The organism is Paenibacillus sp. NPDC057934, assembly GCF_042887565.1.
Classification (GTDB): Bacteria; Bacillota; Bacilli; order Paenibacillales; family Paenibacillaceae; genus Paenibacillus_AQ.
This window is the reverse complement of sequence record NZ_JBHVPB010000009.1, coordinates 130,765-156,758: the sequence shown is the minus strand read 5'-3', so window position 1 is coordinate 156,758 and position 25,994 is coordinate 130,765. Positions and strand designations below refer to the sequence as shown.

23 protein-coding genes and 1 pseudogene are annotated in these 25,994 nt (G+C 46.2%); 4 read left to right on the top strand and 20 right to left on the bottom strand.

The window, feature by feature from the left end:
- Positions 1 to 31: 31 nt before the first annotated feature.
- The 12 genes from ACFVRY_RS21115 to ACFVRY_RS21060 form a co-directional block, all read right to left on the bottom strand.
- Positions 32 to 241: a hypothetical protein gene (locus ACFVRY_RS21115; protein ID WP_387502272.1), complete on the bottom strand. Its 210-nt coding sequence runs from the start codon at positions 239 to 241 to the stop codon at positions 32 to 34.
- A 191-nt stretch (positions 242 to 432) separates the two neighbouring features.
- Positions 433 to 1,593: a tryptophan synthase subunit beta gene (trpB, locus tag ACFVRY_RS21110; protein WP_387502270.1), complete on the bottom strand. Its 1,161-nt coding sequence runs from the start codon at positions 1,591 to 1,593 to the stop codon at positions 433 to 435.
- 129 nt (positions 1,594 to 1,722) lie between these two features.
- On the bottom strand, positions 1,723 to 2,811 hold the full coding sequence (locus ACFVRY_RS21105) for an ankyrin repeat domain-containing protein (RefSeq protein WP_387502269.1): 1,089 nt from the start codon (positions 2,809 to 2,811) through the stop codon (positions 1,723 to 1,725).
- Between the two features lie 134 nt (positions 2,812 to 2,945).
- Positions 2,946 to 3,395 carry a hypothetical protein gene (locus ACFVRY_RS21100; RefSeq protein ID WP_387502268.1) on the bottom strand — a complete coding sequence of 150 codons (450 nt, stop codon included), beginning with the start codon at positions 3,393 to 3,395 and terminating at the stop codon, positions 2,946 to 2,948.
- Positions 3,396 to 3,431: 36 nt separating this feature from the next.
- Positions 3,432 to 3,818 carry a hypothetical protein gene (locus ACFVRY_RS21095; RefSeq protein WP_387502267.1) on the bottom strand — a complete coding sequence of 129 codons (387 nt, stop codon included), beginning with the start codon at positions 3,816 to 3,818 and terminating at the stop codon, positions 3,432 to 3,434.
- A 66-nt stretch (positions 3,819 to 3,884) separates the two neighbouring features.
- Positions 3,885 to 5,093: a hypothetical protein gene (locus tag ACFVRY_RS21090; protein ID WP_387502266.1), complete on the bottom strand. Its 1,209-nt coding sequence runs from the start codon at positions 5,091 to 5,093 to the stop codon at positions 3,885 to 3,887.
- A 5-nt stretch (positions 5,094 to 5,098) separates the two neighbouring features.
- Entirely contained in the window at positions 5,099 to 6,133 is a 1,035-nt protein-coding gene (locus tag ACFVRY_RS21085; RefSeq protein WP_387502265.1) for a hypothetical protein, read from the bottom strand.
- A gap of 743 nt (positions 6,134 to 6,876) precedes the next feature.
- Complete coding sequence (locus ACFVRY_RS21080; RefSeq protein ID WP_387502264.1) at positions 6,877 to 9,342, bottom strand: sigma factor-like helix-turn-helix DNA-binding protein; 2,466 nt, start codon at positions 9,340 to 9,342, stop codon at positions 6,877 to 6,879.
- Positions 9,343 to 9,552: 210 nt separating this feature from the next.
- On the bottom strand, positions 9,553 to 9,684 hold the full coding sequence (locus ACFVRY_RS21075) for a hypothetical protein (RefSeq protein WP_387502263.1): 132 nt from the start codon (positions 9,682 to 9,684) through the stop codon (positions 9,553 to 9,555).
- Between the two features lie 218 nt (positions 9,685 to 9,902).
- A complete protein-coding gene (locus ACFVRY_RS21070; RefSeq protein WP_387502262.1) occupies positions 9,903 to 10,307 on the bottom strand; it encodes a VOC family protein in 405 nt (134 codons plus the stop codon).
- 115 nt (positions 10,308 to 10,422) lie between these two features.
- The gene (locus ACFVRY_RS21065; protein WP_387502261.1) at positions 10,423 to 11,370 is read right to left on the bottom strand and encodes a helix-turn-helix transcriptional regulator; all 948 of its coding nucleotides are present in this window, start codon (positions 11,368 to 11,370) and stop codon (positions 10,423 to 10,425) included.
- A 93-nt stretch (positions 11,371 to 11,463) separates the two neighbouring features.
- The gene (locus ACFVRY_RS21060) at positions 11,464 to 12,408 is read right to left on the bottom strand and encodes an MBL fold metallo-hydrolase (RefSeq protein ID WP_387502260.1); all 945 of its coding nucleotides are present in this window, start codon (positions 12,406 to 12,408) and stop codon (positions 11,464 to 11,466) included.
- A gap of 214 nt (positions 12,409 to 12,622) precedes the next feature.
- Between ACFVRY_RS21060 and ACFVRY_RS21055 the strand changes: the two genes are divergently transcribed.
- Positions 12,623 to 13,066 (top strand): MerR family transcriptional regulator, encoded by a 444-nt coding sequence (locus ACFVRY_RS21055; protein ID WP_387502259.1) that lies wholly within the window; start codon positions 12,623 to 12,625, stop codon positions 13,064 to 13,066.
- A 90-nt stretch (positions 13,067 to 13,156) separates the two neighbouring features.
- Here ACFVRY_RS21055 and ACFVRY_RS21050 read toward each other — a convergent pair whose 3' ends face one another.
- From ACFVRY_RS21050 to ACFVRY_RS21030, 5 genes are all read right to left on the bottom strand, one after another.
- Positions 13,157 to 13,504 carry a DUF4260 domain-containing protein gene (locus tag ACFVRY_RS21050; protein WP_387502258.1) on the bottom strand — a complete coding sequence of 116 codons (348 nt, stop codon included), beginning with the start codon at positions 13,502 to 13,504 and terminating at the stop codon, positions 13,157 to 13,159.
- A gap of 4 nt (positions 13,505 to 13,508) precedes the next feature.
- Positions 13,509 to 14,132, bottom strand: a complete 624-nt coding sequence (locus tag ACFVRY_RS21045) for a TetR/AcrR family transcriptional regulator (protein ID WP_387502257.1) — start codon at positions 14,130 to 14,132, stop codon at positions 13,509 to 13,511.
- 326 nt (positions 14,133 to 14,458) lie between these two features.
- Positions 14,459 to 16,738 (bottom strand): type IA DNA topoisomerase, encoded by a 2,280-nt coding sequence (locus tag ACFVRY_RS21040; RefSeq protein WP_387502255.1) that lies wholly within the window; start codon positions 16,736 to 16,738, stop codon positions 14,459 to 14,461.
- An 86-nt stretch (positions 16,739 to 16,824) separates the two neighbouring features.
- Positions 16,825 to 17,607: a glutamate racemase gene (murI, locus tag ACFVRY_RS21035; RefSeq protein ID WP_387502254.1), complete on the bottom strand. Its 783-nt coding sequence runs from the start codon at positions 17,605 to 17,607 to the stop codon at positions 16,825 to 16,827.
- A gap of 124 nt (positions 17,608 to 17,731) precedes the next feature.
- Complete coding sequence (locus ACFVRY_RS21030) at positions 17,732 to 18,652, bottom strand: AraC family transcriptional regulator (RefSeq protein ID WP_387502253.1); 921 nt, start codon at positions 18,650 to 18,652, stop codon at positions 17,732 to 17,734.
- Between the two features lie 233 nt (positions 18,653 to 18,885).
- On the opposite strand from ACFVRY_RS21030, the gene ACFVRY_RS21025 reads away from it, so the two are divergent.
- A complete protein-coding gene (locus ACFVRY_RS21025) occupies positions 18,886 to 19,911 on the top strand; it encodes an aldo/keto reductase (protein WP_387502252.1) in 1,026 nt (341 codons plus the stop codon).
- A 232-nt stretch (positions 19,912 to 20,143) separates the two neighbouring features.
- Here ACFVRY_RS21025 and ACFVRY_RS21020 read toward each other — a convergent pair whose 3' ends face one another.
- The 3 genes from ACFVRY_RS21020 to ACFVRY_RS21010 are packed head-to-tail and all read right to left on the bottom strand — an operon-like array spanning position 20,144 to position 23,188.
- Entirely contained in the window at positions 20,144 to 21,226 is a 1,083-nt protein-coding gene (locus tag ACFVRY_RS21020; protein WP_387502251.1) for a Gfo/Idh/MocA family protein, read from the bottom strand.
- The gene (locus ACFVRY_RS21015; protein WP_387502250.1) at positions 21,223 to 22,161 is read right to left on the bottom strand and encodes a helix-turn-helix domain-containing protein; all 939 of its coding nucleotides are present in this window, start codon (positions 22,159 to 22,161) and stop codon (positions 21,223 to 21,225) included. The genes ACFVRY_RS21020 and ACFVRY_RS21015 overlap by 4 nt, the downstream gene beginning before the upstream one ends.
- A 22-nt stretch (positions 22,162 to 22,183) precedes the next feature.
- Positions 22,184 to 23,188: a Gfo/Idh/MocA family protein gene (locus tag ACFVRY_RS21010; protein WP_387502249.1), complete on the bottom strand. Its 1,005-nt coding sequence runs from the start codon at positions 23,186 to 23,188 to the stop codon at positions 22,184 to 22,186.
- Positions 23,189 to 23,483: 295 nt separating this feature from the next.
- Here ACFVRY_RS21010 and ACFVRY_RS21005 point away from each other — a divergent pair, with 295 nt between their 5' ends.
- Positions 23,484 to 25,202 (top strand): alpha-keto acid decarboxylase family protein, encoded by a 1,719-nt coding sequence (locus tag ACFVRY_RS21005; RefSeq protein WP_387502248.1) that lies wholly within the window; start codon positions 23,484 to 23,486, stop codon positions 25,200 to 25,202.
- A 323-nt stretch (positions 25,203 to 25,525) separates the two neighbouring features.
- Positions 25,526 to 25,960: pseudogene (locus ACFVRY_RS21000) on the top strand (SDR family NAD(P)-dependent oxidoreductase); the annotation flags it as partial.
- Positions 25,961 to 25,994: the final 34 nt, after the last annotated feature.

The following is a 25,994-nucleotide window of genomic DNA, read 5'->3' as shown; positions in this document are numbered from 1 at the left end:
CACCTCCTTTCAAATATTTATTTTATTGGCGCTACGGCTGCAGGATCGGCACATCCTTGAAATTATACCATACATATCCGTTGCCGATGGAACGGCTGGAAGCTAGATGAAGGTTGTACATCATCGTAGAATGTAACTCTTCCTCAGTCAATCCAGGATAAATGATCCGCTCTCCACTCGCGGCGAGTTCCCCTATTTCCCAACTAGTTGGCAGCCCATTCTCTACCTCTCTATTAGTCATTTCTATCCCTTCTCTACCGATACAGATAATGTGTACTTCATCAGAACTATGAGTTGCAGCTTTAACACCTAACTTAGAGTATAACGAATAAAGATTGGTCCTCACAATCGACCTAAGGGCTTAATGTAGGATAACATAAAAAAATCAAAGGACACCCGATTAGGCGCCCCTTCATCTTTATATCCGCTCTTTTACTTGAGTAATTGAAATACTTGTTCAACATCCTTATCCCCTCGGCCAGACAAATTGACGATGATTATCTGATCATGACTCATCGTCTGCGCTAGCTTCTTCGCATATGCAATTGCATGTGCGCTCTCCAAGGCAGGAATAATTCCCTCTGTGCGAGACAATTCCTGAAAGGCATTCAACACTTCCTCATTGCTGACTGTTGCATATTCTGCCCGGCCCGTCACCTTCAGGTGGCTATGCTCCGGCCCGATGCCCGGATAGTCAAGTCCCGCAGCGATCGAATAGGTCTTTCTTGGCTGGCCCTCCTCGTCCAACAGAACTAAACACTTGAAGCCGTGAATGATGCTCGGCACGCCTTCGGTTAAGGACGGCGCTTGATCGGGCTCAACACCAATTAAGCGAACAGTCAGCTCGTCGATATAGTGAGCGAATGCACCAATCGCATTGCTTCCACCGCCTGTACATGCCACTACGGCATCTGGCAAACGACCTTCTTTTTCCATAATCTGCTGTTTCGATTCCTCGCTAATAATGGCCTGAAAGTGCTTGACCATCGTCGGGAACGGATGCGGCCCTACTGCAGAACCTAGCAAATAAAAAGTATTTTTATAATTCCGAACCAGATCGTCCAACGCTTCATCTACCGCGTCCTTTAGTCGTCCTTGACCTTTATGTACGGGTACAACCGTTGCGCCGAGCAGTTCCATTCGAAACACATTAAGGGCTTGCCGCCGCGTATCCTCGGCTCCCATGTAGATGATGCATTCCATATTAAACATAGCACAGGCCGTTGCTGTAGCTACACCATGCTGTCCTGCACCGGTCTCAGCGATAATCCGCTTGGCCCCCATGCGCTTAGCAAGCAGGATCTGGCCAATCGCATTGTTGATCTTATGTGCCCCTGTATGATTCAGATCCTCACGCTTTAAGTAAATCTTCGGCCCACCCCAGGCTTTGGTCAGCCGCTCCGCATACGTCAGCGGATTCTCACGGCCAACATATTCACGGAGATAATAACGAAGCTCTTCCTTAAAATCCGGATCGTCTTTATAAGTGTTGAATTGGTCGCTCAGATAACTTAGCACTTCCTGCAATTCCGGCGGAACAAAGCTGCCGCCAAACTCTCCAAAGTATCCCTCTTGCTGCAATTGATCGTTCATTAGAAAGCGCCTCCATTAATCGACATAAGATGGTAACTACTCCTACCATCTTACCATAATTGACTGGAAACAAATCACAATTGACCTTTGTTTAATAAAATTTTGACTTCATTCCGGATTCTATCAGAACTAGTCATCGGACAACTCTCCCTCAAGAAACTTTATGAGATGCAATTCAGGATGCTCAAGGAACTCTGTAAAGCTGCATAAATTAGCATAGACCTGGTGCTCCATATCATAACAGCCTACTAAACCTTTTTTCTTTGGATTCCAAAGCAGTTGCAAGCTAGAGTAATTGTCGATGTCGGCGGAAAGACGCAACAGCTTTTGCCTACCCACTTTCATCTGGATCGTATCGGTCAATGTGAAAAAGTCGATATATTCGATTTCATATTCATTTGGCGCCAGCTCAACGCGTAGCTTGTCTCCTGTAAGAAAGCTGACCAGTTCATGTGTTAATTTATATTTTTTAAGCTCAAGCTTCTTGTTCGCCACATTATGAAAATCAGTCGGTTCCAGCGATTTCAGATAGTCAGCCAAGTCAGTATACTTATTGCTGACCGCAATCGTATACGGCCGCTCGCCATCTTTTTCCGCCAAAGTAACGTCTGCGCCGTGTTCGATCAGAAATTTGACCATAGCCATAGACCCCATACGTGCAGCCACCGTTAACGGAGTTGCTTCATAAGGATAGACCATATCCAGTTTATTATAATTGACCTCCACTCCCTGATGTAGTAAATACCTGAGTGTCTTATAGTCATGATCCGATACCGCTTGACGCAATACAATACCGCCATGCAGCTTGATATCTAATCCTAGCTCATGAATAAGCGGAATGTTCTTTTTGTTGCCATAGTAGGCCTGTGAATATGCACCCGATCCTGTGTGATTGAGCTTGTCCATCTTGGCTCCCTGCGCAACAATATAACGAACGATATCCTCCTTACCATAGCGAACAGCTCGCAAAAAGGCTGGATTATGATGGACATTCAGATTGACGCCATGCTCTACCAGCAGCTTCACAACCTCCGTTTGCTGCGATATAAGCGCCAGATCCAACGGACTAACGGTGATATGCTTGCTAAGTACGATACCCTCTTCAATATCCCAATCTGATGAGATTGCAGCGTGTAAATCCGGAAGATTTCCTTTGTAAATCTGCATCGCCCTTTCTGGCAATTCTTCGAATCTCCCGATATCTTTCAGGACGATCATCTACACCACTCCTGCTTCAAAATCTTATGAAATCGTTTCGCACCCTATCGACAAGAGCCATTGCTTCATAACAGCAATCGCCTGTTGGGCATCCTGTTCGTAGAAGACAGCCACCTCTTGCTGGTAAGTATAATTCAATCGTACATAGCCGCCCAGTTCTCGGTAAAACAGGAAGCAGGCATACGGCTTCTCAATGGACAAATCCGGCGGAAAATCCGCTTGACACACACCGTAGCCAGTTCGCGCAGCGAAAGCTGGTCCTGCCCTGGTGGCAAACGCAAAAAGAGATGGCTCCTAGTGCCTGTCCACGGTTCATAACAGACGTCGTCCGCATACCGAGGCAGCCTGAGCAGCCCAGCCGTCTGGGGATGTACCGCCAGAAAGTCACCGTACAGCGTCGTACCTATAGCGATACACTCGCCGATCTGTTGTTCATGAATGGGGCTGTCTTCGCCATACTCCCACAACCCATACTCGGCAAAAGGTTGTAGCACCTCCGGATCAGGCAATTGGACATTCATCCATCCTCTGTAAGTGCCTTCGCCGGCCTTGTTAAACTCGTGGTAAGCCTCCAGTGTATCCACCCTCTTTGTTACGACATACCCCAAACAGATCGAATCTTACTTATCAATCACTTCCCAGTACAGTTCAGCAGATGTATTTAACAATAATTGGTGAAGTGCAGATTCAATAAGCTCAAGGCTAACGATGTACTTCTGAGGAAATTCACACGCTTGTCCGCCTACTGTAATCTCAACAAACTCGTCTTCGTCCTCCAGTAGGCCGAGAAGGTTGCGAATCGCAGTATCGGTCTCTACAGTAACGATAAACTCGTGACTGCCGCCGCCGATCATAATTATGCTCTCTATGTGCTGAAACGTGACCTGACTGCGCGTGAAGCCATCCATTCGCCGGATGATTTCCAGACATGTTGCAAACGATGCCTCAGTATGCTCGATAGTTTCCGCTACAACTCCTTTCCGCCGTTCCTCATAAACGGTGATCACCGCTCAACACTCCTTTGCCAATTAGTAATTCACTGTTTCTAATACCCATTCATGAACACTTTTCAATCAGTAATCGCGGGCTGCGTCAAACCAGCCTTGAGCCATCTCTTCCGTTATAGGCTGGCCAATTAAATGATGTGACTGGCTGAGTTGCCAGACTGCTTCGCCAAGGTCTTCTCTTTCGGTAGTTTCGATACCTTTGAGGGTATTGAAGCGCATGGTGAATGCCGTAATAGCCGCCTCAGCATCGGCAAAGCTGCGTGCCTGGGCCAAGGTTGCCTGGGCAACCTTGAAAGCTTCATTAGCCAGCTTGGCCTGACGTTTAGGCCAGGACGAGAACGGGCGACCGAACTCAGTCATCCACCATTCAGGCTTTCGCAATTGGCTCACTGAAGCATAATCGGTCCACGGGCGGGTTTTAGCGCGTGCTTTCATTTGCTGTCTTAGGCGCTTGCCGACGGTCTCTTCCACATTGTAAGCGATAAATCTGTCAAGCAACGGCCACGTGTCCAAGGAGGACAAGTCCGCCAAATCAGGGATGAAGCGCAGCTCCAGATTCGTTAACCCGGCATGACGAGCCAACAAGTCCATGTCGCAGAAGTTCCCCCACAAACTCAGGGAGTCCAGGTTTGGGAACCGCTCTAGACAGCTCAGCGAGATGGGCTGTCCCAGCGGCGCGTTGTGCAGCGTCAAACTCGTCACCTGGTGCAATTCACCGAGGCCTGGCAGTATGAAAGAAGGATCATTCTTGCGTCGGCTGGTATGCGGCGCGAGTGCCAGAGAAGACGGCATATCGCCAGTGGCCAAGAAGCGTGATAGATCGCCGGACACGTTCAGGCGGAAAGGTCTCTGCGGAAGCTTCAGGGTCAGGCGCTCTATGGACTCGCCCAACTCGATATGTAAGCCATGCAAAATGGACTGGCTAGCATCTACCACCATATCAGCAGACAGGACCGGAGACCACGTCATCTCTTCAATGGGACGTTTCTGTGCCCAATCCAAGAAGCCCGTGTCACTGCCTGAATAGTGCAGAAATCTCGGCCAGGGCGAGCCTGCAGGCGTAGCAAAGGCATCGAATACGGTCCAATCGATGACCGCGTCTGGTGCAACATGAAGGTCCGCCTTTTTCCACAAGTGCGACGGTCCAATAGATAGGCTGCCCACACCGGGATGAATGATAAGAGTATGGCTGTGAGGACCTGTCAGGTCGAGAGGATAACGACCAACTTCTCTAACGGAGCCAGCAGAGGGACGCGCCTGGTTATCATTTGACATTTCTCTCATCTCCCTATCAAGTTATTCCATTTTCGAAAACCCCGCTGTAATAAGGATTCTTGTATTTCTTGATCTACTTTGCTGTTGGAGGTCGCGAATTCAAATTCGGATAAGGCACTTGGAAGCTCTTGATGGATAAAGGAATCAAAATCGATGGCTGTTTTAAAAATGCGGAGCTTGCGCAGCGTAGGCAAGTGCTTCATTTCCAACAAAGAAGCCAAGCCTTTACAATTCAAAATAGATAGCTCCTCCAGCGCTTTCATCTCCCGGTCAAATCCGATTTCCTGCAGTTGAATTTGATCCTCGATCACGAGCCTCGTTAGGTCTTTAAATTTAGTAATATTGCTCAGGTCATGGAATCCACGGACTCTAACGATCTCCAGGTCGTCGATCTCATTCTCTTCGATTTCCTGAATATGCTCCCGGCCTCCAAGAAGAATGCGAAGGTGCTTTAATTTCTTCAATTGATTAACAAAATGTAATGGTGATTTGCTAATCGAATGCAGTGCGAGGTAATTCAAGTGTTCCAGATGGCCTACAGCATCCAGGTTTTTCACCTTACCCCCAACATGTAATTGTTCTAGATGAGAAAACTCTTTAAAATATGCTAAGTTGAGGAGCTTTTTTTCCGAAATAATCGTTAACTCTCTTAACGATCGCAGAGAGTCTATTCCCAGAATATCCGAGTTCTCCAGCTCATATATGCCCACGTGCAAACTGTACAGATGTTTTAGCGTAGCCAACGTATCGGTGTTATGAGCCTGGGTGAGACTATTGAGATGCAGCATTTTGACATGAGGAATCCTTAGAAGCGTGCCACCATCAAAAGAGAGGGAATAATGCCCATAGAAACGCACTCCAAAATTCTCATCCAAAGTCGCACAAAGCTCATCGACTTCCTCCAAGATAGAACCATAAAAATCCGGGTGGGAGAACTGGATAATCACTTGGTTACCGTCGTGTAAATCCTGCTTAATCTGTGCCGGGTCTAGCGTAACAGGATTATTAATCAGAATCTTTCTTTTCCATTTCTTGCGCATTCGTAACCTCCTATTTGGCATGAAGCAGAAGTGATTTAAATTGGATCACCGGACCCATCCATGGAAATGTCATAACTGGTTCGTAAAATCTCTGCAAAGGTTGGTTCCTTGAATTGCTCCCGGAATGCCTACTAGTGTTCTATTATCTTCCCTATGAAGAAAAATCCTTAATCTCTCCAATAACGAATCTTTCATAAGCTGATCTCCTTCACTGCGAATACCCTTATTTCGCTGCTTCCGACCAAGTCTCTGCTAATTCCTCCAAAGGCAACAGTTCATCTCTCAATTGACCGACGCATGTTCCATATGTATCTAATAAGAAATCTAGCTTCATGCATGTATTTTCAAGGTTAGTATTTTCCAAATTTTTTTTGAGCGTTTCTTCGTACGGTATCCACTCCGAATCGCTCCACAAAGTTAATCTAGTCATCATTGGCGGATTCACATTAATATGTTATAGATAGGTTCTATACATGTTTGATATTTCCATTATAGTGATCGTTAGTCCTGAGTCTACCTACTTTTCACCTCTTCGTCATCATTTATGATGCGGTTCTCTATATCATCGAAACTGAGAAAAGAGCACACCAATTATCTTGTGTGCTCCCGCTTGTTGCAAATAACATAAACATATAATCCTATTGATTCAACGATGTCCTTGATGTCCTTTTCATGATCATCATACACTAAATAAATTTCCATAGTGGAATGGCCAATAAGTTATTTTAACTCCATCAAGTTGTTTACTCCTCTTTAATATAAACGGTTAAATAAAATGCCTCTTTGTTTAGGTACACTTTATCCATTTCTTTCGAAAAATATAGTGTTGAATTTTGAATACTATGAATAATCTTATCTCTTCTAACATCTATGCCAAATTCGTTTTTCATCCTGTTCTGTAAGACGTCAAACTCAAATGGCTCATCATCTTGAATGAGCAACCATTCAATAATGTCTTTCAATGTAAATTCTTGCGCCTGCTGTTTTGAAAATATCGTACATTTCCTTGTATATAACGACCGTAGCTGCGGATGCGTCCAAATAATACGTTCATAAAATATTTCGTCGAATCCATAGTCCTCTACTTCATGCTTAAAGCCTTTGTTTTTCAAATAACGATACGTGAAATATGGAACCTGTGCAAATTCGAACGCCGCGTTGCGATAGGCTTCTAAATCGTCCTTTGTCAAGCCCACTTCTTGTAATCTTCTATTTGTCAAATAAAGATCCGGCGCGATTTTGACAATGTCTAAATTTTTCTCTAAATTGTATAACGCCGATAAAAAATGGTTCGTTTTAAAATGACGTGTTCTACTATTTTTGAAAAACTCATCCTTTAAAATAAGCTGCGTAAAGTATTGATCGACTGAATCATACGCGTGATGGAGGACGAACAGCCCCTTTAAGGAGTAGTTAAACTTCATAATCGCTTGGTTATTGACAAACTTTTCTTTAAAATTATCTATATGCTCAGATCCAGACGCTATAAATTCTTGTATGGTATAAATATCTCGTTTTAGTAATGAGCTGACCAACGCATACTCTTCTTGACTTACCTCCGCATAATCGACCTTAATCTCATTGTTATCAATAAACGCTAAATAATCATTATACAACAAGCTATATAAAGAATCTTGACGCAAGCCATAATGAGTCTCAACATACTCTAAAAACTCATCAACCGCTATGGGCGCTAACTCATAAAATAAGTTTTTTAAAAATTCGTCCTTCGTCGTTTGCACAGCAAACTCTGGCATTCGCGTAAATGTCACGCCTTCGACCTCAATGCATTTTTTATACAAATTGTGCAGCTCATACTCCGAATCAATGTTTAACTCATCCATTAAAGCTTCATTTTCTCTAAATAGTTTCGACATACTATACACCCCAGGGTCTAAATCTAAACGCTCCCTTAGCTGGTTAAAGGCTTCCGGATCAATTTTCACCGTATCATAAAAGCGAAAGCCGTTGCTTTTTGTGCGTAAAATTTTTTGAGAACGATCGCAAATCCCTAACACGCTCCGTTCCGTATATGCAAGCGATGGATTTAACTGATGTTCCGCTATGTACGTATTCGCCACTTCAATAAATTCCTCGCTGCTCACTGCTGTTTGCCCGAGATGGAACATTAAATGTTCAAAAAATGCCAGTTTATTATTGTATGGCATAACTTGTTGTTCGAAGTTAATGTAGCAATCAAAGTGTGCTAAGACGATCTTACGCTGCGCCTCAGTTAACGAAAGCACTTCTAACGCCTCTAATACACTCGTATGACCTCGCTTTAGTTTAACATTCAACAGCTGGTAAACTTCTGGATTTTCGTCAAATACTGCTGAAAACAGCTTCTCATTCCAGTTGTATGCTTCAAAAACGTCCTCATAATATAGTAGCTCTTCAAGTTCCGGTAATTTGCTAAGCAACTTTCCCTCAATTTGTCGAATACGCTCACGCGTTAAATTTAAATTATCGCCAATTTCCTTCAAAGTCTCGCCATTCATGCGTCGAAGCAATATTTCTTTTCCTTTAAAATCACTCTCTAAAAATTCTTTTATTGTTTTATATTTTTTTGCAAATCCAAGATACTGTACGTAAATCAAAAGGTTTTCAGCCGCGTTTTTCTCTACAAATTGTTCAATGCAACAAACATCTACCTCAGTTTTTGGTAGCAAAAGACGTGCACTTATCACGTCACATAGCTCGTCAACCGTCACATAATGACGTGGCGCTAGCTGTTCAAAGTACTGGCTCAAATAAAAATTATACACCTTTGAAGAAATATCCAATTGATATATTGTTTCGCACTCCTTATAGGCTTCCTTAATACGTTCAAAGCTTGATTTTTTGTTTTTTCGACCAATGCAATCAAAGAACTCTTCGTACGTCATAGTTGCAAGCTGCGGATAAGTAATGCCGTGATCCATAAGCAATTGAATATTGACCGATGATAAGCCGGCAGCACCTAACTTATATACCGATTGCTCATACACATCCTCACTTAAAGCAGGCAGAGCGTCTATTACTTTTTGAGTTAATGCTTTCTTCGTGATTTGTAGATGGGCCACCTTGTCCGACACTACTAAAAAATCGTTGATCAAAAACTCTTCTGCCACAAGTTTTTCGATAATATTTTGTGATATATCGAACTCTAGTAGACAGTAGAGTGTGTAAGGATTAAATAAATAATGAAACTGACTACGTTGCTGAAGCATCTATCGTTCTCCTCTCTTTGCATAGCCCTCTCAAAGTGTTCAATCTGTTTCAATTTTAATGTATTTTCATCTAAATACCTTCACCTCTCTAACTACCATGAGCTTGCTTTCGACCTTCGTATCTCAGCCTAATAAGGGTTTAGCCAGAAAATTCGCCCTATTTATGATACGGATCACCATGCTGTCTGGTAACGGCAAGTTTTTTTAGATTCACTTCAGAGCCACCTTTATTGTTGGATCTGAAGTTAGTGACACCGAACGAGTAACATCGCCTCTTGCTTCAGCGTCAAGAAGCTCAAGTTGCCGCAATGTCAAACGTTCTGTAACCATTACCTCTCTCATTTGAATAACTCCATCTATTTAATTATTAGAACGCAAAAAAACCGTCCCATAAGAGACGGAATTACTCCGCGTTAACACCCTGACTGACGTTTACAAAAAACGTCCCCTTAGCCATCGTGCAACAACGTTTATCAATATCATTTCAAATTATGTTTCAGACATATATTCTACGAATCGTTACCACTCCTAAATTGAACCGCACTCACTTTAACTGTCTGTCAACGCCTACCGCTAAACCGTTTGATCGCTTCCTCGGTTACCGGTTCGAAAAGGTTAACGAGGTTACCGTCCGGATCGCGGAAAAGCACAGAACGGTTTCCCCACGGCATTGTGGTCGGTCCCTGTACCCATTCATCGACAAATGGCTTCAAGCGCACGTATTCGGCTTCGACATCATCGACGCGGAACTCGATGATGACAGTATGATTGCTGGCCGCCACTACGGAACCAGCGCCGAATAGCCCCGCCGTCTGGGAGTGGCCGATTGCCAGGGTGCAAGATGGCAGAGCGAGTTCGGCAAACACGGGCGCGGGGCGCTCTGCGGAAACACCCAGGACTTTCTCATAGAACTCGACAAGACGATCCACGTCGTCGGTAATGATACGTACAGAAGCGAAATTCACAAAATATCATCCTTCCTATTAATAAGTGAAACTAATAGTATAATATCGTGGGCTAGAACCAACGACGATACGTTTACATACCCGATTATAAAACAACGCTACTGACAACGTTATGTCAGTAGCGTTTTAACATTTTTTGCGCTTCTTCAGTAATCCTATTTCGGAATGATTCGGGTTCCAATACGATCACACCCGCTCCCCAGCCAAGCACCCATTGCAGCAATTCATCCAGTTGACGAACACGTAAGACCACATGCAATCCATCTTGATGCTCTTCCATATCCTCTATGTAATGATAGTTCGATTCCTTCACCTTATCTGCGATGTCATGGTTAAATCGAAGGCGAACTCGCAAGTGGCGATCATCTGGAGGGGTATACTCCCTTAAGTTAAAATGCGACGGTAGTTCGAATCGTTCTTCCAGTTCGATAAGTCCGGTCATTCGGGACAAACGGAAATGGCGAATGTCTTGACGTAGATCACAACGGGCCACAAGCATCCAAGATCCTTCAACGAGTACCAGGCCATAAGGGGCGACGGTACGATCACTATGATGATTTCCCTTGGAATCCCCAATCCCTTTCGAATAATGAAATCTGATCTTTCGTTCATCTAATATCGCCAGGCGGATCTTTTCGAAATATTCCCTTTCTGTTGACATCACGTCCCGTTTACCAGGAGTGAGCAAGCGCAGCGCCTTGCGCACGCGAGAGGTCTCATTGCGAACGCTGTCCGATAGAATGGCCTCGATTTTCCTCCGAGCGGCTTGAGCCCTGACACGATACTCATCATCAAATCGTTGCTCGATAAAGTCCGTTCCTATAAGCAAGGTCACGGCTTCTTCTACCGTGAAATGGATCGGCGGCAGGAAATACCCTGTCATCAAAGAATATCCTGTGCCCGGGGCACCTATAATCGGCACGCCCGCTTCACTAAGTGCCTGAATGTCACGATAGATGGTCCGCACGCTGGTTTCGAATAGGTCCGCCAACTCTTCGCCCCGTACCACTTCTCTGCTTTGCAGCTCCAGAACGATGGCTAATAAACGGTCAGTTTTGTTCATTGGCTGCCCCCTTGAAACGATCAATTACTTGTCTATCTCTGCAATCTGTCCAATGTACGAGATGCCGTCCCACAAAATAATCCACTTGTTGTCTCATCTGTTGTTTTGAACAAGCATACTGTTAAAGAGCCAGCGAAAGTTCCATCTGAAATACTGGGGCAGATGCCAATCCTCATAGCCTTTTAGTACCCCTTGTTCCAACCAGTAAGACTCTGATTTCCCGCTTGTTACAGCTTTAGAAACATAAGCGATCGTTTCCTCCAAAAAGCGTATAACATCTGTGATTCGATCTGCATTAGACACATCTCCGTGTCCCGGAACGACAGTATCGACCTTGAGGTCTTTTTGAATGCGTTTAAGGATGCGTATCCAAGCATATGGATTGCCGTATGGCATGACCGGAATCGTCTTAGTCGATATTAAATCACCAGCGATCAAGGTTTTCTCTTCTGGAACGTACACAACAGCATCACTTAAAGAATGACCGCCTCCGTAAGATAAAACTTCGATAGTTCGCTTTGTTCCTTGAATAACGAGTTTATCCTCAAAAGTTAGCGTGGGTATCACCCTACGAAGGGAAGGGATAGCATCATACAGAGCTCGTTGTACGGAAAGATCATAGTCGATTTCGGTTAGCATGTGGGGATCTCTTTGCTGTGAACGTACATGATTTAGACTAGTTATTAACTTTTGAATGTTTTGTTGCATGAGATCAATATTCACTTCGCCCATACCAGATAGCAAATCTCTTGTCCAAACGGTAGATATAAATTCGCTTTTCATAAATTCCTGATTGCCGTTGACATGATCTCCATGAAAATGTGTATTCACTACATATCTAACCGGTTTGTTTGTTAATTGTTCAGCAGTATGACGTAACAAAGCACCAGAATGCGGCAGGTTGGTTGTATCCACTACAACGGTTAAATCCCCAAGATCAATAATTGCTGCATTTCCCAGAGAACCGCTGCCTGGAACCGAAATAGCACCCCAGATACCTTCCGATGCTTGTTGAATCGTGAAATATTCGTTGTTCATTATTATACCCCTTTAGTGTTTATTGTTATATCCCTCAAGTGTTTACTATTTCCTGTATTTCAATTAGTAAATTTAACTTACAAGTTAGAGTCAACTAGAAGTCAAGAGATTTTTCAGGTTGAAATTAGGGCGATTATAAATATTGACTTTGAGTTAACTGCAAGCTGTATAATAGTTTTCAATATCAGCATAAAAAAGGAGGAGCAGAAATCGGATGCTTACCATAAGCCAAGTGTCAGAAAAAACGGGATTGACTCCCTATACGATTCGTTATTATGAAAAAATTGGGGTACTACATGAACCCATGCGTAAAAATGGAGGGGCACGTGTCTACAAAGAAAGCGAGGTTTCCTATATTCAATGTCTAAATAAACTAAAAAAATTGGGATTATCGCTTGAGGAGATTACGGAATTTACTCGTGAGGGCTGTGTGATGGATAAAATTCAACAAGGGGAGAATCTTTCTAATTATACTCCTACCTTAGAAAAACGGATTGAAATCCTTGAGAAGCATCTGATAGGACTGGAAGCCAGGCGGCAAGAAATTGATTACATTATTTCTCTCACCGAAGAGAAACTTGCCCTATACCAAGAACTTATGAAAATTCCAGATGAAGCTGAATTCAAAGGGATTAATCCAGACCAGAAAATACCATGAACTGCTGTTCTATTGAGATGTTTTGTTTAGACAAAAAGAACACCGAAATAACCGGCGTCCTGATTTTGGAATCTTCAATTTATGCGAATGTTATAATTTTTGAATATGCGTATCTTTAAACTCCGTTTCGTATTTCAACCCAAAGCCCATCATTCGGTCCATCCCGATATGAACCATCCAGATGAAGCCGATCATCATGAGAAAATCGACCGAGAAAACCAGTCCCAGCAGCAAGAACAGCAAAGGTGTGACGAATGTATGGGCAAAATTATACGTATACGCTCCTGTCTTATTGCTAACCACATATCCGATCATGGACAGGTCGGGCAGCATTAATAGCAGCAGGAAGATAGCCCAGTTGTATCCGTTGGAAAAGTACAAATAGGTGCCTAAAACCAGAACGACTAATCCTTCGATTCTAATCAATTTCTTATTCATGGTCTTATTCTCCTTTTTCCTGGGCAGCAGCAGATCGAATCCCGTCAAGCATCCATCCGATTCCCCGCGACACCTGCTCGTAGGAGAGCGGCTCCGGAGACAGCGGTACAGGAGCTTGAAGCATCAATCCATCGAAAACGGCCTGGATCAGTGATGCAAAAGTCTCCTTTTCGCTCTGGACCAGCTGCAGCTCCATGCGATCGATGATCTCTACAATGCCCGCCTTCATTTCCTTGTATAGTGCCAGCAACTCTTTAGCGAGCTTCTCGTTGTTCACGCTCTCCGTCCAAAGGCTGATTAATAACGTGAACCACTCCGGGTTCTCTTTTCGAAATTCAACTACATGGCGCAACCCCTGCTGAAGAATCTCCGCTGGAGATACCTGCAGATCCAACTTTGCGAAGGCCGCCTTCATTCCTTGATTGATCATCCATTCCCTGACCACTTCGACCAGCAACGTTTCTTTTGTGCTGAAATGGTACCCGATCAGCCCTTGAGCCACGCCTGCTTTAGCCGCTATGTCTTTCATCGTCGCTTTCGTGTAGCCCACTTGCCCGAATAATGTGAATGCCGCTTGCATGATAGCACTTCTTCGTTCGTCCTGGTTGGACGGTTGTGTTTTAGTCATTTCTCACTCACTCCAATACTGTTTGGTTGAACAGTCAGTTGTTATGAACCTATATTAAAACTGTTTGTTCGAACAGTCAATAGATTTTGTATGCTCAGGCAAGCTATTATTTATAATCACTCTCCAAAGATGCCCCTGCCAAAAACGATTAACTCACAAAAGCACGAAAGAAGAAGGATCGCGAACGACTCCTTTCTTGGACAGAACATCAAACGAGAAAAGCTAAACTTCCCGATTCCAAAAACTAGTTTGTTCTACTTGTATAGAAACGAAAAAAATCCTCCTCAAATCATTCTGAGGAAGATTATCTCATGCTTTAATAGGGCCTATTCCACAGTCAATTGCCCTGTGCCACTGTTGGTCAGTACCAGCTTGCCCTCCAGCGGAGAGCCATCTTCGGCGGTAAGCTTCAGCTTACCCGTCTTGCCTTTTTCGATCAAAGCTTTGACCTGAGTGTCCGTCAGGCTGCGTCCATAGCATTCTTTCCAGATCACGAACTTGCAACCTTCCTTGTAATGAGAGCAGCCGTATCCCTTGCGTCCCATAAAAATCATACCGCCGCAGCCCGGACTTGGGCACTGGCCGATGATCTTCGGCCCGGTGTCAGCGGACGCCTTGGCAGGAACAGTTTTCGTCCGGCTACCGCTTGCTCCGCCGTCGTCATCCGTCTTGCGCTTGCGCGGCGCCGCCGACTTACTCTCGGTCTTCCGAGCGGCTCCGCTCCGGCTTTTGCCACTTGCAGCGGGCGTCTCTCCTTCAAACGAAGTCTTGTCCGCACGGGACTGCACCTTAACCTTCGTCACGATCATCGTGGCGAATCTCTTAACATTCTCCATGAACTGTCCGTCAGATGCTGTACCACGTGAGATTTCCGTCAGCCGCCGTTCCCATTGTCCGGTCATCTCTGGCGAGGTCAGCAGCTCAATACCGGCACCACGGATCAGTTCGATCGCAGTCCGGCCTTTTTGAGTAATCGCAATTTTCTTTCCTTGCATTTCCACGTATCCGACATTCTTCAGGCGTTCAATCGTAGCCGCACGTGTGGCTGGTGTCCCCAGACCCGAATCCTTCATCGCATCACGCAGTTCTTCATCCTCAATCTGCTTCCCGGCACTCTCCATCGCTTTAAGCAATGTTCCCTCCGTGTAGTGCTTGGGCGGCTGCGTGTCCTTCTCTTTCACGATGGCATCACTGCAGGTCAATGGATGGGAAGGAGCGACTGAGAATGGTTCATTCACTTCAATCTCTTCCTCTTCTTCCTCGTCCTTACCTTTGCCTTTGGAAGTCTTCGCCTTGTCCTTCTTCTGGTCGGCATAAATACCCTTCCATCCCAGGCTCAGTAGCTCCTTTACCGTGGTCTTAAATTTCTCGTTCTCTACCTCTGTAATGACTGTATGTACCTTATATTCCGCAGCCGGGTAGAACTGTGACAGGAAACGGCGCACGATGAGATCGTACAGCTTCTGCTCATCCGCACTGAGTCCCGATGCTTTGCGATTGGTGGGCAGAATGGCATGGTGGTCCTCGACCTTCGCTGGATTACAGATGAACTTATTACCTTTGTGCACCAGATTCCGGTTAGCCCCCTTCACCCATTCGTCATAAGCCGTGCCTTGCAGCGCAGATAAGGTCTTGTGCATCTCGGGAATGTTCTGTTCGGTCACATAGTTGGAGTTCGTCCGCGGGTACGAGATGACTTTATGCTTTTCATAGAGCGCCTGCGCGACATCCAGCGTTTTTTTAGCGGAAAAAGCATACTTGCCGTTCGCTTCCCGCTGCAGCAGCGTCAAATCATACAGCTTGTTCGGATACTCCTTGGTCTCCTTAACCTCGTACGAAGCAATCCGTCCAGGCTTGCCCTTCACCTTAGCGGCTAACGCCTCAGCCTTGGCCCCGTCGGTCATACGCTCGCCCTGCCACATGCCTTTATACGTCATCTCTCCCTGCGTAAAATGCCCTTCCACTTCAAAAAACTTCAGCGATGAGAACGCCTCAATGGTCTTCTGCCGGTCATAAATAAGCGCCAATACCGGGGTCTGTACTCTGCCCACCGATAACAGCACATTGTGCTTCGTCGTAAATGCGCGGGAGCCGTTCATCCCGATCAGCCAGTCCGCCTCACTGCGGGCTTTAGCCGCCTTGGTCAAATTCTCATATTCCGCTCCGTCCTTCAGCTCCTGAAAGCCCTTGCGGATCGTTTCTGGCGTCAAATCAGAGATCCATAGGCGCTTAACCGGATGCTTAAGCTTCAGGTGCCGTTGAATGAGCGAAAAGATATGTTGCCCTTCCCGCCCGGCATCGCAGGAGTTCACCAGCAGATTGCTCCGTTTCGCGAGCTCCGCAATCACCTTAAGCTGATCCAGCGTTCTGGCGTTGGGCACTAGCTTGAATTCATCAGGAATAATCGGCAGATCGTTAATGTTCCATTTTTTGTATTTATCATCGTAGGCATCGGGTTCAGCCAGTCCGATCAAATGACCGATTGCCCAGGTAATAATGTACTGCTCCCCTTCTAAATAGGAACGGTGATTTTTGGCCTTCGGTTCTATTGCGGCGGCGATATTCCGCCCCATATCCGGTTTTTCCGCAATAATAAGTGTCTTCAAAAATATTCGCTCCTTACGTCTCTCGTTTCCCCCACAATACGTCCAGTAGTCTATTATACCACTATGTCCCTCTACTTTTCAGCGATTCAGACCTGAATCTGGTCCAATCTTTTTAATAACCTGCCGTATTTCTCCAGCTCAGCTGATGCCTCCACCCTGACTCCTGATTGGTAAAACTCCAGATTACCGCTGCCCTGATTCAGCTCACCTGCTTCTGCCAGCGTTCTTTTGAGATGATTGACCGTTCCTCTGTTCCCATCAATAATATGGATTTCTGCCGGAAGCAGCTTCCTGAACATATCCTTGTAGAAAGAAAAATGGGTACAGCCCAAAACCACCGTCTCATAGTGGCTCCAATCATAACCTTGCAGTTGTTCCTTAAGATAAGGCAGAACTGCTTCTTCACTAAATTCTGACTCCTCTGCAAATTGAACCAGACCAGGGAGTGCCAGCAAATCAACGATATGTTCGTTATCCAGCTTAGTTATCAGGTTTTGCAGCTTCTCTTCCTTGAGCGTAAGCGCCGTGGCAGTTACTAGCACACGCGTATTTCCCCTTCTATTATGTTCAACCGCTGGCTTGACCGCTGGCTCCATGCCGATGATCGGAATGTCGTAGTGCGTTCTCAGCTCGTCTATCGAGACGCTAGTAGCTGTATTGCAGGCAATCACCACTGCCTTAACCTGCTGTTCAACAATGAACTCTACGGCGTTAGAAATAAAGGTCCTTACTTCTTCTTTCGGTTTGGGACCGTATGGGACATGCAGTGTATCTGCGTAATATATGTAATCCTCCATGGGAAGCAGCTTTAATGCCTCATGCAATACCGTAATACCGCCTACCCCGGAATCAAAAATTCCTATTCGCATTTTTCCCCTCCAATAATGCAATCTTTAGAATTCACTCGACCTGCGGAAGCTGAAGCTCGCTCGCACTTTCGCAAGATATCTTCCATGTACGCTGGGCAGCTACCCCATCACGCCTGTTTCTCCCTCAATGCTCGGCCGGCTGCTCGCCCTCATTGTGGGAACGGATATACTGCACAGGTGACAACCCGAACAGCCTCTTATACTCACGGCTAAACTGCGTCGAGCTTTGGTAACCCGTACGCAGCGCCGTTTCCGTTACATTGGCACCGTCAAGCAGAAGCCTGCGCGCTTCCTGGAGGCGAAGTCGTTTCTGGTATTGCAAGGGAGTCATGCCCGTCACTTCTTTAAATTTGTAATGCAGGCTGGAGACGCTCATATTCCCCAGTTCAACCAACTCTTCAATCGAAATGGTGCTGTCAAAATTATGAGTAATCCAGTCAATCACCTTGCTAATTCCAGAAGCTTCCTGATGCCATAACATGTTGTGGTAAAAGCGCGCGCCTTCCTCGCCTTCCAGTAGCCAGTAGATGATTTCCCGTTTTACTGCTGGCGCGAGGAATTTGGCGGCCTTGGGGTTCTGTGAGAGCCGAAGTAGCTTCTCGAAGCCCTCCAAAACTTCAAGCCCTGGTTTGCCGACAAAAATGCCCGGATGAAGCTCATCCTTCGGCTGGAGCTTCAGATCAGCCTCTATTGCGACAGCGGCCACCTCGCCGGGTGGCAATGCGATCTGCAGTGCCAAATATGGCGCATCTGTGGCAGCCTCCAATACCTGGCCGGTAACCGGCATACTCACGCTTGTGGCTAAAAAATTCCCCGGTTTGTACTCGATTCGGTCTTCTCCAAACTGTATGCGCGTTTTCCCCTGCAAAATAATACAGAGAGAAGGCTTCAAGGGACCCTTTGACAATAATGTCGGACTGTTTTCCTTCAAGATCTGGAGAAAAGGAACGGCTGTCTGAAGTCTGTTTGTACGCAAAGGTATTTGTAAGCTCAGATTCAATAGACGATCCAGAGCCTCCTGAGTATCAATCTGACTAATGTGCATAGCATTTATTCCTTTACATTTTGAAATGTAATCTTAGGAAATATTAAAACACGTACTAGCTGAGAAAACAATTCGCTTTGGATTATTAGGCAGACATTCCGTACGAATGAACTATCTATCAAAAAGAGAAAGGAAGATAATTACGATTGTACCGAACAGACATATATAGCGATTGCTAAGCAGGCGTTATGGTCATGGTATAGATTATCACATATCTAAGGAGGCTATCTCGAATGAAGTATAAACAACTTGGAAATACAGGACTTTTGGTTTCACAGCTTTCGTTAGGGACGATGACGTTCTCCAGTGGAAAGGATAACTTTAAAATTGTCGGTTCAATTGGACAAGATGAGGCCGACAAGATGATACGGAAGAGTGTGGATGTCGGAATTAACTTCTTTGATACTGCTGATGTTTATGCAGATGGTGAAAGTGAAATTATACTTGGACAATCCTTTCACAATCTTGGTATTGCTCGAAAGGATGTTGTGATCGCTACCAAAGCGGCCGGGCGGATTGGCATGGGACGTAACGATATCGGCGCTTCAAGAGGACATATTATGAATGCAGTGGAAGCGAGCTTGAAGAGGCTGCAAACCGATTACATCGATTTGTACCAAATTCATGCCGATGATTTCTTGACACCGGTTGAAGAAACCTTGGGCGCGCTGAATGATTTGGTATCACAAGGCAAGGTGCGGTATATTGGAGTTTCAAACTGGCAGGCCTGGAAGATTGCTGATTCGCTTGGTATTTCGGAGCGCAAAAACCTGGCCCGCTTTGAAACGTTGCAGGCGTATTATTCGCTCGCCAGCCGGGATTTGGAGCGGGAGCTGGCTCCTATGATGGAGGCGAAGAAGATGGGACTCCTGGTGTGGGGTCCGCTTGCCGGCGGTCTGCTGTCGGGGCGGTATGACCGACACAATCAGAAAGCAAAGGATTCGCGCCGCTCAGTGGCTGATTTCCCGATTGTGGATAAGGACCGTGCCTGGAATATCATTGATACGCTAAAACCGATTGCAGAAGCACATGAGACGAACCCTGCCAGTGTCGCCCTCGCCTGGCTGCTGACGAGACCAGTCGTAACCTCCGTTCTTGTTGGAGCAAAGCGGCTTGAACAGTTGGAGGACAATTTGGCAGCAGCAGACATAGAGCTGACGGATGAAGAAATTCGCCGTCTTGACGAAGTGAGCGCGCTGCCGCCGGAATATCCAGGCTGGATGATTGAACACCAAAAGAGCGACCGACTGGAGCCATAAGGGAATTGTTTGATCCAGTAAAGATCGGCTTAAGTTTAAGAAGAGGCTGTCCCAAACCAGCCGATTGTATCTCATAACAACGCCAATTGTTGCCACGAGCACGTATAATGCGGGTTGGAGGCGATATTGTAGGTTATTGCAACACAGCTACCTTAGATCCGAAAAAACAATAGAACAGCACATCCCCCAACATCCGGGAGACGTACTGTTCTTTTGTTTGCAATGGTATTTTCTAGTCCAAGTAAACCGCTTGGCCTGTGCGTGCGGATTCATAGAGGGCTTCCAGGATCTGTGACACCACATAGGCCTGTTCAGGCGTAACTACCGGATCTTTGTCCTCTTCGATCGCTTCAATCCATTTTCTCATCTCGATGTCCGGCGCACTTTCTGCACGACCTTCGTAGAAGGCTACGCCGCCGGCGCTCAGCTCGACCTCATTCGTGTATAAGCGGCCGTACTTCTCGCCGTTGATGCGCAGACCATTCTTCATGTCCGCTCCGGCTTCGGTTCCGCTCAGACTACATTTTGCCTCATCTACTTCGAGGGAGTTCAGCGCCCAGCTGGATTCCAGCATAATGGTCGCTCCGTTCTCCATCACGATCATACCAAACGCCGAATCTTCCACTTTGAACTGGCTCGGGTCCCAAGGTCCCCAGGCATTGGCAGCATTTTCTCTCTTGGAAAGCTCATGATACTTCGTGCCAAGCACTACCTTAGGCTTATAATTGTCCATCATCCATAGGGTCAGATCCAGCGCGTGGGTTCCGATATCAATCAACGGCCCGCCGCCTTGCTTCTCCTCATCCAGGAAAACACCCCAAGTAGGGACAGCTCTCCGGCGGATCGCATGAGCCTTAGCCATGTAGATATGGCCGAGCTCGCCTTCTTCGCAAAGCTTTTTCAAATACAAGCTGTCTTCTCTGAAACGGTTATTATAACCAATAGTCAGTTTTTTGCCAGTCCGCTTAGCTGCTTCTACCATCGCTTTGGCCTCCTCGGAGGTCTTCGCCATTGGCTTCTCACACATGACATGCTTGCCAGCTTCGAGCCCCGCGATGGAGATTTCAGCATGGGAGATATTTGGTGTTAGGACATGCACAATGTCAATGGAAGCGTCTTGCAATAGTTCCTGATAATCCGTGTAAACCTTGGCATCCACGGCCCCGTATTTTGCTGCCGCTTCTTTAGCCCGTTCCTCTACGATATCGCAAAAAGCTACCAGTTCAACATTCTCCAGCTTGCTTAAACTCGGCAAATGCTTTCCATTGGCGATCCCGCCGCAACCAATAATCCCAACCTTGTATACTTTGCTCATATCCATTCTCCCTCACTTGTGGTTTGCTGTTTCATATTCCGGTACACCGCGGGCGTCAACCCCATGCGTTTGCGAAAAACGGCATGCAGGTAGTTGGCATTCGTAAAGCCTGCTGCCTGCGCAATCTGCTCTATCGGAGACGTACTCTCCTCCAAACTGCGACACACTGCCTGCAGCCGGATATCTTCCAAGACCCTGCTAAATGGCCGTTTCGGATCAACCTGATTGAAAATCCGCTGCAGCTGCCTGCTGCTGATATTCAGCTTCTCTGCTACATTGTCCAGTGTGACAGCGGACGAATGGTTCGCTTCCATATACTGCACAGCATACTCATACCGATAGGTCGACATGTCCCGGACTGGCGCTTCACTCACAATCTCGCCCGTGTCATAAGCTCTTGCTGCTTTGATCAATATGCTGATGACCAGGTGCCTAATCGAAGTATAGTAGCCGATGAGCTTGCCGTCACAGGCTGTATAGGCTTCCAAAAAACATTTCATCGCCTGATGATAATCATACGCTGGCGTCAAGGGCAGCGCCCGGAGCTTCGCGACGAATTCGTCGGCTTCCGCAGCTTCCCATGGATCCACATCATCCCTCGGCTTCTCTATAATGTCTACATGCAGACACAGCTCTTCCATAGACTCTTCGGAGTCAGCCTCCTGGTAATGAACGACCCCTGGTCCAGTCATATAAAGCATCCCTTCGGACAACGGGTACATTTGATCGCCGAGAATAACCTTTCCTTTTCCTCTCGGGATAAAATGAAATTCGAATTCAGCATGAACGTGGAAATCAATGACCTTTCCTGGTGCAAAAGAGGTCAGGTGAAACCGCAGCACCCGAAGCTCATAATGTCCCCATGGGATGGTGAGATCCAGCCGCTCCAGAAGTTCATGCTTCTCGAACATAATCTCGAAAGGAAATCTGTTCATTGTAAGCGTCCTCCCAAAGGCATTAGGAGCCGAGCTCTTCCAGCTTGATCTTACGTCCTTCTTGAACGGAGCGATTCGCCGCTTCCATCAGAGAAGTAAGCTCGGTGGCTATTGCCAGATTCTCTTCAGCCAGCGTGTTCTGCTGAATGTGGCCAACCCATTGATGGAACGCACTCTCCCGGTTATCCGGCAGTGTCAGCTCATTCCACTCTGGCGAATCCTGTGGACCGACATTTGTCTTAAGCAGAAGTTTGGCCTCCGGGGTTCCGAACAACAGCGTCCCTTCAATTCCATGTACTTCAATGGTAAACGGCGAATGACTGTTCACGAATCCGGCTTCTACCACACCAATTGCACCCGATTCGGTATGCAAGGTAGCCACCGCATTGTCTTCCACTTCCTTACCGGTCACATAACCAAAGTTAGCGCTTACACCAGTAACTTTCTCCCCCAGGAATAACCGGGTTAGATACATTGGGTGACAACCCAAATCGATCAATGCGCCGCCCTGACATTGCTCTAAATTATAGAAATGAGATGGCAACCAGTTCGCCGTGGCCCCATTGTGGGATAAACGAACTCTGACATATGTGATTTTACCCAGTAATTTCTGTTCCAGAACCTCTTGTATCTTCAAAGTGTATGCATCGTTTAGACGAGGTAGAGAAACCGTCAGCTTGACCTTATTGTCGTTAACAGCGGCAAGGATATGACTGGCTTCCTTCTGCGTGGAGGCGATCACTTTTTCCGTGAAAATATGTTTGCCCGCCTTGGCCGCAGCAAGTATAACCTCTTCGTGCCGATTCGTCGGCGCATCTACAATTACGGCATCAATGTCTTCTTGTGCCAGCATCTCATCCAGGGATTCAAAAAAAGGAACATTCAGTTTCGCAGCAGCCTCTGCCCCGCGCTCAGCATCTTCATCCCACACCGCAGCGATAACGGTATCTTCATGCTCTTGGGCTTGTTTGACATAGTCCCAGGCATGGACGTGCCAAAAACTGATTTTACCAATTCTAATGGTCATTTCGCTTGGCCTCCAAGTATATATTATTCTGACATCCACCTATAAGGTATCACATCTTCCGGGCATTTTTAATAGGAATATGCGACACCTACTATATAAAATTACGACGCACTTATGAAGATATGATTTCACTCATTAAAAAACCTATCACAACTACCAGGGCTATTCGTCCATTGTATGCTAGAAAGCTTCGGTCAGTTGGGTAGAATGCAAGAACCTGTACCGTTAGTGAATAACCAGCACGGCTACGGGAAAGTTATACAAAAAACTTGTCTTGATAGGGAGTGAGCAAGAGATGGTAATGAAAACAGCGGTGGGCAACTCTAAACCGACAACTGGAACAGCGCAAAAAACACTTGGCCAATATTTGTTCGATTGCCTGAAGCTGGAGGGGATTACCGAAATTTTCGGCGTTGCCGGAGACTATAATTTCACACTACTGGATGCACTGGAGCAGTATAACGGGGTTAATTTTATTAGTGGACGAAACGAATTGAACTCAGGCTATGCCGCAGATGGATACGCAAGAATCAAAGGTCTCTCCGCTCTGATCACGACTTTCGGGGTCGGGGAGCTTAGTGCCTGCAATGCGATAGCAGGAGCTAACAGCGAGCATGTGCCGCTGATTCACATCGTAGGTGCACCTCCCGAGAAGGATCAACAAGCACACAAGCTGATGCACCATACGCTGATGAATGGGGATTTCGACATCTTCCACAAAGTGTATGAGCTGATTGCGGCTTATACCGCGAAATTGACGCCAGAAAATGCCGAAATTGAAATTCCTGCCGCCATTCGCATTGCCAAGGAAAAGAAAAAGCCGGTCTATCTGGTTGTGGCTGATGATTTAGTGTCTAAGCCGGTCATTGCCCGTCAAGAGCCCGCTCCGCCGCGTCCAGCGTCCAATCTGAAAACCCTTCACGCTGCAACGGAACATGTCCGCCAGCTACTGGAGCGTGCCCACCGGCCAGTCATTCTGGTTGATGTCAAAACAATACGGTTCGGTCTAGAGACAGCGGTTCGACGGTTGGCTGACACCATGAATGTACCCGTTGCGACAATGATGTTCGGAAAAGGGGCTTTCGACGAAACCCATCCCCATTATACTGGGATGTACCAGGGCTCTTTCGGAAGTTCTGAAGTCCAAACCACAGTAGAAAACGCAGACTGTATCCTTTCGATAGGCTTAGTATTGGCAGACAATAACACTGCGAATTTCACTGCGAAGTTGAACCCACTGGTGACCGTCGATATTCAACCGGATAAGGTCAAGGTCGCAGAAGCGGAATATGCGAATGTGTTCGCTGCTGACATGCTGCTTTCGTTACAGAACGTTGGTTACAAAGGCCAAGGTTTGGCTGGAAAACCGACATTCCCGTATGACCAAATCACCGGCAGTACCGATGAACATCTAACGGCGGCCATTTATTATCCTCGTTTTCAGCAGATGCTGAAAGAAGGGGATATTGTGATCGCGGAGACCGGTACGTTTTACAACGGAATAGCTCAAGTAAGACTACCGCGCAATGTAACTTATATTGCTCAGGGAGGCTGGGAATCCATTGGTTATGCCACACCCTCGGCATTCGGTGCCAGTATCGCCGCCCCCGACCGACGGGTGTTGTTATTTACAGGTGACGGCTCCCTGCAATTGACCGCCCAAGAGATCAGCTCCATGCTCTATTATGAATGCAAGCCTATTATCTTCATCTTGAATAACGATGGTTATACGATCGAGAAATATTTAAATGTTAAACAAGAGAATCAACAATATAACAAAATTCCGCGCTGGTCATACACGAAGCTGGCCGAAGCTTTTGGAGGCGATGCATTCACCGTGACTGTCCGGACCTATGGAGAGCTTGACCAGGCTATAATCCAAGCGGAGAAGGAACGTGCCGAAAGGCTCTGTATCATAGAAATGATCGCCGCCAATCCCATGGACGCACCTGAAAATATGCGCCGGATGCGCAAGTATTTGGAAATGCAGGAGAAGCAGCAAAGCCAGAATTAAAATCAACGGAACACGGGTTATCCTTTTTTCACTTCGTACACATGAGCTACTCTGAGCTCATCTTACAAAGGTTGGTGACTTGTCCGCTCTGGCCGATAAGGAAAAAAACTCATCTCAACAGGTGACACGGGCTTTGCTTTTGGCTCTCCCATCACTTTTTCTGATATACCGTCCTGAATTTCATCCGAGTAGTCTCGTCGGTATCTCCCTTCCTCTAACTTCATGTCGATAAAATCGACGACCTGCTGCAGAGAGGTTATTTGGCTGACTACATTTTCCCGGTGGCTCTTTAAGTGTTCTATCAGTTCGGGATATTCTGCGGGATCAGCACCTCATCTTCAGCGCTAAAATTTACGAAAGAGTTTAATATCGAAATCCTAGAGCGCCCCAAAACCTTCCGCAAACTGATTGGTCCTTACGCCGCCTCAAAGCTAGCGCTTTCGCTGTGGACTCAGGCCATCGCCGCGCAGCTTGCCAAGGACGACATCAAGATCCGCAGTGTTGATCCAGGTAATAACAATACGTTAAGAAAAGGGAAAAACTCCGGACTACCCCTATTGGTCAGACCATTGATGAAGCTGTTTTTCTCTCCGCCTACGCACGGTGCCAGCAAGCTGTATGAAGGCGCGCTCGGCGAACACCGTAATGAAACCAGCGTGTTTTTGCTGAAAGATCAGGTTGCGGGATTAAAATTTAAAGATCAAGCGCGGAACGTTTTGGAAAGGATAAATGCGATTTACGAACACGAACATTTATAACGTAATTCTAACCTTACGCCAAAGTACGCTTGAA

Coding starts and splice junctions, on each gene's coding strand:
- ACFVRY_RS21090 (WP_387502266.1), bottom strand. CDS start 5,093: ATGTCAAATGATAACCAGGCGCGTCCCTCTGCTGGCTCCGTTAGAGAA.
- murI (WP_387502254.1), bottom strand. CDS start 17,607: ATGCGAATAGGAATTTTTGATTCCGGGGTAGGCGGTATTACGGTATTG.
- ACFVRY_RS21025 (WP_387502252.1), top strand. CDS start 18,886: ATGAAGTATAAACAACTTGGAAATACAGGACTTTTGGTTTCACAGCTT.
- ACFVRY_RS21085 (WP_387502265.1), bottom strand. CDS start 6,133: ATGCGCAAGAAATGGAAAAGAAAGATTCTGATTAATAATCCTGTTACG.
- ACFVRY_RS21075 (WP_387502263.1), bottom strand. CDS start 9,684: ATGAGAGAGGTAATGGTTACAGAACGTTTGACATTGCGGCAACTTGAG.
- ACFVRY_RS21065 (WP_387502261.1), bottom strand. CDS start 11,370: ATGAACAAAACTGACCGTTTATTAGCCATCGTTCTGGAGCTGCAAAGC.
- ACFVRY_RS21020 (WP_387502251.1), bottom strand. CDS start 21,226: ATGAGCAAAGTATACAAGGTTGGGATTATTGGTTGCGGCGGGATCGCC.
- ACFVRY_RS21030 (WP_387502253.1), bottom strand. CDS start 18,652: ATGCACATTAGTCAGATTGATACTCAGGAGGCTCTGGATCGTCTATTG.
- trpB (WP_387502270.1), bottom strand. CDS start 1,593: ATGAACGATCAATTGCAGCAAGAGGGATACTTTGGAGAGTTTGGCGGC.
- ACFVRY_RS21060 (WP_387502260.1), bottom strand. CDS start 12,408: ATGAACAACGAATATTTCACGATTCAACAAGCATCGGAAGGTATCTGG.
- ACFVRY_RS21055 (WP_387502259.1), top strand. CDS start 12,623: ATGCTTACCATAAGCCAAGTGTCAGAAAAAACGGGATTGACTCCCTAT.
- ACFVRY_RS21015 (WP_387502250.1), bottom strand. CDS start 22,161: ATGAACAGATTTCCTTTCGAGATTATGTTCGAGAAGCATGAACTTCTG.
- ACFVRY_RS21050 (WP_387502258.1), bottom strand. CDS start 13,504: ATGAATAAGAAATTGATTAGAATCGAAGGATTAGTCGTTCTGGTTTTA.
- ACFVRY_RS21115 (WP_387502272.1), bottom strand. CDS start 241: ATGACTAATAGAGAGGTAGAGAATGGGCTGCCAACTAGTTGGGAAATA.
- ACFVRY_RS21045 (WP_387502257.1), bottom strand. CDS start 14,132: ATGACTAAAACACAACCGTCCAACCAGGACGAACGAAGAAGTGCTATC.
- ACFVRY_RS21080 (WP_387502264.1), bottom strand. CDS start 9,342: ATGCTTCAGCAACGTAGTCAGTTTCATTATTTATTTAATCCTTACACA.
- ACFVRY_RS21010 (WP_387502249.1), bottom strand. CDS start 23,188: ATGACCATTAGAATTGGTAAAATCAGTTTTTGGCACGTCCATGCCTGG.
- ACFVRY_RS21105 (WP_387502269.1), bottom strand. CDS start 2,811: ATGATCGTCCTGAAAGATATCGGGAGATTCGAAGAATTGCCAGAAAGG.
- ACFVRY_RS21005 (WP_387502248.1), top strand. CDS start 23,484: ATGGTAATGAAAACAGCGGTGGGCAACTCTAAACCGACAACTGGAACA.